The organism is Shigella sp. FC1661 (genome assembly GCF_001712525.1).
Classification (GTDB): domain Bacteria; phylum Pseudomonadota; class Gammaproteobacteria; order Enterobacterales; family Enterobacteriaceae; genus Escherichia; species Escherichia coli.
On sequence record NZ_MDGW01000237.1, the window covers coordinates 1 to 2,977 of the forward strand.

At 52.2% G+C, this 2,977-nt stretch carries 1 protein-coding gene and 3 pseudogenes; 2 read left to right on the plus strand and 2 right to left on the minus strand.

The features are described 5' to 3' along the window. The coding region (locus BFF42_RS14225) for an integrase core domain-containing protein (protein WP_146627975.1) at nt 1-294 on the plus strand (294 nt) is incomplete at its 5' end. Between the two features lie 24 nt (nt 295-318). Here the strand turns inward: BFF42_RS14225 and tnpC are convergent. Next, a pseudogene (tnpC, locus tag BFF42_RS14235) lies at nt 319-1,266 on the minus strand (IS66 family transposase); the annotation flags it as partial. A 50-nt stretch (nt 1,267-1,316) separates the two neighbouring features. After that, a pseudogene (locus BFF42_RS14240) lies at nt 1,317-1,901 on the minus strand (transposase); the annotation flags it as partial. Between BFF42_RS14240 and BFF42_RS14245 the strand changes: the two are divergent. Then, nucleotides 1,896-2,296: pseudogene (locus tag BFF42_RS14245) on the plus strand (IS66 family transposase); the annotation flags it as partial. The pseudogenes BFF42_RS14240 and BFF42_RS14245 sit on opposite strands and share 6 nt — an antisense overlap. Nucleotides 2,297-2,977: the final 681 nt, after the last annotated feature.

Here is a 2,977-nt window from a genome sequence, read left to right on the forward strand (position 1 = left end):
GATCGAGGTTCACAGTACTGCGCATACGATTACCGGGTCATACAGGAGCAGTCTGGTCTGAAAACATCAATGTCGCGTAAAGGTCACTGTTACGACAACGCTCCGATGGAAAGCTTCTGGGGAACGCTGAAAAATGAGAGCCTGAGCCACTATCGTTTTAATAACCGGGATGAAGCCATCTCAGTAATACGGGAATACATTGAGATTTTCTACAATCGTCAGCGTCGTCACTCTCGTCTGGGGAATATCTCCCCGGCAGCCTTCAGGGAAAAATATCATCAGATGGCTGCTTAAAAAAAGAACAAATGGTAGTGTCCGCTATTGCCAGTACACCTCATTCCAGGGCAACAGATCGCGTACCCGGTTTGCCGGCCAGTCCTGGAGATGCTCAATAACGTAACGCAGCCATTTTTCTGGCTCTACATTGTTCAGACGGCATGTGCCGATCAGCGAGTACAACACCACCGCATGTTCGCCACCGCTGTCGGAACCCGCGAAGAGCCAGTTTTTCCGGCCTACGGCCACTCCCCGTAAGGCGTTCTCTGCGATGTTGTTGTCGATTTCCACCCAGCCATTACTGCAGTACACGTTCAGGGCCTTCCACTGTTTCAGTAGGTATGCGAACGCTTTTGCCGTATCCGAGTGACGCGACAGTGTTTTCATCTGTTGCTGTATCCGGTCATACAGTGACTGCATCAGTGGCGCGGCTCTTGCTTTTCTTGCCGCCAGACGCTGTTCTGCTGAACATCCCCGGACTTCTGCCTCGATGGTATACAGTTCACCGATACGCTGCAGGGCTTCCGTGGTGATGTCGGTTGGCACTCTTGCATGCACATCGTGGATTTTTCTCCGGGCATGGGCCATACACGCGGCTTCCGTTATTCTGCCGGATTCGTATAACGCCCGGTAACCACCGTAAGCATCTGCCTGAAGCACACCGCTGTAACCGGCCAGGTGATTCTGTGGATGGATACCTTTCCGGTCCGGGCTGTACGCGAACCAGACCGCCGGGGGCATCTGTGAACCGGCGTTACGGTCATCACGGACATAGACCCACAGCCGGGCAGTTCTTGTTTTACCACTGCCCGGCTCCTGGACCGGAACGGGGATATCATCCGCATGAACTTTACCGGGCATCAGCACATACTGGCGCAGGACGTCATACAGCGGCTCCAGCAGTTCAGCAACGGCACCGGTCCAGCGACCCAGTGTGGCACGGCTCAGCTCCACGCCCTGACGACGGTATATTTCTGACTGGCGGTATAACTGTCAACGACGGATGAAAAGTGGCTCTTCCGCAACCTGGGTGGAGATTTTCATGCCAGTGGACTCATTACCCTCTGCCTGAGTAGTTCAAATCCTGCTCGACCATACATCTGGCGTTTCAGCATCTTCTTCAGGCGATTTACATGACCTTCGACAACACCATTACTCCAGCGACTACTGATTGCCTCACATATAGCTGCAGCATCAGCTTGCATCCCCGCCGCCACGCGCCGAAATTCTGCTGAACCGCTTTCGTGGACTCGAGTGAACCAACTGCTTAGCTGTGATTTATTTTGGGTTTTCAGAATACGGTAGAACTCGAGTGCCAGTTGCTGCGCTATTTTCAGCTCAGGTTCTTTTTCACACATCAGACTAATAAATCGGGAAGCATAATTTTCTTCATCCCTGGTTATTCTCCAGGGCATCAACCAGCGGCTTACCCGGGACACTGAAGGAAGTCTGACGGCAGTAGTAACCGGTGGGTTCCAGCCTTTACGCCATTTGGCAACCGCATCCCTGACGATGGTTTCACTGCCTGTAAATCCCCGGGCCACCATTTCCCGCCATATCCGGCTGGCGTTATAATTACCACTTTCTCGTTGCTCTTTTAACCACTCCCTCCATGGTGTCAGCGAAAAACGAAACCGCTGTTGAAATCCCTGGAAAGCTGGTTGCGGAAAAGATGAAGACCCTGTCGCGACACTCAGAGTTGGCGAAGGCGTTCGCGTACGCACTTAACCAGTGGCCGGCACTGACGTACTATGCGAACGATAGCTGGGTGGAAATCGACAACAACATCGCTGAAAATGCCTTGCGGGCGGTCAGTCTGGGTCGTAAAAACTTCCTATTCTTCGGCTCTGACCATGGTGGTGAGCGGGGAGCGCTACTGTACAGCCTGATCGGGACGTGCAAACTGAATGACGTGGATCCAGAAAGCTACCTTCGCCATGTGCTTGGCGTCATAGCAGACTGGCCGGTCAACCGGGTCAGCGAACTGCTTCCGTGGCGCATAGCACTGCCAGCTGAATAACACATCCCCGTCAATACGGCCCTCGCTGTACGCTTACTCATCACCTGCTATTAATCCCCGAGTCAGTACTTCGCGGCCTGACGCGATCACCCTACTCAGTACTTCAGAGCCCGCCTCCGGTACCTGCCTGGCGATCGCCCCTGTGCAACAAAATAAATCAACCGTTATCAAACCACGATCGTTCGTATGCGCCGCCGATGACGCGCGCCTGAAAAACGCGTCAATATGAGTTCCCCGGAAGCTTACGATAATACGCTTATGAACATTACAACACGCTCATGCGGAACCTGGATGGGGGAAGGAACGGTGAAGCTGTTAGCGAATGACCGGCGTTTGTATAAACGCCGGTCATGATGAATGATATTTCAGAATATACCTCGGGCTAAAATACCGGGACAGAGATCAGGCGTGATTAATCTGCAGCATTTTTAATAACAGAAGTACTGAGCTTACTTGTAAGCGTACAGCCTGAACCGTCTGGTCAGAATCTGACGAATTAGACAAAGTGGTGTCCACCAAATAAGTAGTGGGAACCAAAGTGTCAGATATGCAGAAAAATGTGAATCCCGGCAGGCGAAAAGGCTGCCCTAATTATCCTCCCGAATTTAAACAGCAGCTCGTTGCTGCCTCCTGTGAACCCGGGATATCCATCTCAAAACTTGCTCTTGAAAATGGCATTAA